This is a genomic window from Pseudogracilibacillus sp. SO30301A, from assembly GCF_037072025.1.
GTDB lineage: Bacteria > Bacillota > Bacilli > Bacillales > Amphibacillaceae > Pseudogracilibacillus.
On the sequence record NZ_JAXHDD010000127.1, the window covers coordinates 1 to 1,474 of the forward strand.

Annotated in this window: 1 protein-coding gene and 1 pseudogene; both read right to left on the minus strand. The window is 35.1% G+C overall.

The window, feature by feature from the left end:
• Window positions 1-178: 178 nt before the first annotated feature.
• Window positions 179-268, minus strand: a pseudogene (locus SPD89_RS22725) (helix-turn-helix transcriptional regulator); the annotation flags it as partial.
• A 381-nt stretch (window positions 269-649) separates the two neighbouring features.
• Window positions 650-820 carry a hypothetical protein gene (locus SPD89_RS22730; RefSeq protein WP_336264224.1) on the minus strand — a complete coding sequence of 57 codons (171 nt, stop codon included), beginning with the start codon at window positions 818-820 and terminating at the stop codon, window positions 650-652.
• Between the last annotated feature and the right edge of the window lie 654 nt (window positions 821-1,474).

The window sequence follows — 1,474 nt, forward strand, 5'->3', positions numbered from 1 at the left end:
TATAACTACAGAGGTCACGATTTTTAAGTGATTTTGGTGGTATACAAACGATAAGCATCACATAAATTAATATCGGCAAAAAGAAAAACTGATCGCTAGCGTGTGATCAGTTTTTCTTATCGTGTATGGAGTACAGAAAATAGTAGATGCATTGGTGTATTATAAAATATTTTCTGTTTTATAACTTTAACTCTCCCATCTGAATAAGTCCGATTACTGCCTGGGCTCTTCCTTTAACACCTAGCTTTTGGATTGCGTTTGTAATATGTAGTGATTGCAAACTGTTTCACTCTTTGAATAAAAGTAGTTAATTTGTAGTAAAGTTTTTTATTAAATTTCTATATATTGATGTTTCGAAATCCAGGATAATTTATTTTATTCCTCGTATAATAATTGTTTAAGAAAGTCTTAATTATATGGCGGATGATTTTATAAATAGTAGATTTAATGAAGAAAATTTAAAAGGTTAATGCGAATCATTACATAGAATATAAGATTAATCAGTCGATACCCAGAAGATGGAGGGATTGGATTTTCATTTTTCTCATTCTGCCGGGAAGAGTGTATGGTCGCACTGTATCGTGACCCAGCCACGTAGTAAGTAAGGTTATTCGTTTCCCCATGATTATCGATCTTATTTTCGAAAGGACTATTGCATTGAAAATGGGCTTAAATTTAAAAGCAAAAACGACAGGGGTAGGCAAAACCATTTTTGTGGCGTTCCCATCAGAATGCCAATGGCACCAAACAGATGACCAAAGTTGTACTTCGTTTTAGAAGAGTTTTCAGACTTCTGATGAAGTTTCTTAACACCAGGCATCCGACAACAGGCTTCCTTGGATTGTTTCATCCATCGCCTATAAGTACAACCATATCATTGACGTAAGAAGTGGAGCTGTTTTTTTTACAACCCGAAACCACGTCTGAAGAAGGGATTCGAGCGACCTGCGGAAGAACGAAAAAAATGAATCAGGCTTTCATAGGTACGGGATTTCAAGGGTAAATCCCGGATAATAGAAGTCACACCAATTGATCCGAACGTATCATTAGTCCGACAATGATCACAACAAACCAATGGTAGGCGGCATTTCTGGAAAAGCAAGAACGAAAATTATGTAATTATGTAGGATAGAATCGATATATTTTAGCATGGGTATGGTCAATCGCATCGAAATAAGGTAAACTAACAACGCAACCTTTTCTGCGATCTGATCTCCTTTCTGGTATTAGCAACCTTAAGGATATCATAAGATCACATGATTGGGTTATTTTCTCATTTAAAAATTCAATAATTTTTAGACAAGAACTTTTGACTGCGCAGTATAAAAGTTAACCAATATACTTAATTTACCAAACTTTAGATTTTTAGTTGAGTCTACCGCTCTATCTCCTTCACATTGTCCAAAATGTGGTACCGTTGCAAACTTATATAAACATGGTAAGACAGAGATGGATGTCAATCGTTTTGTAACTA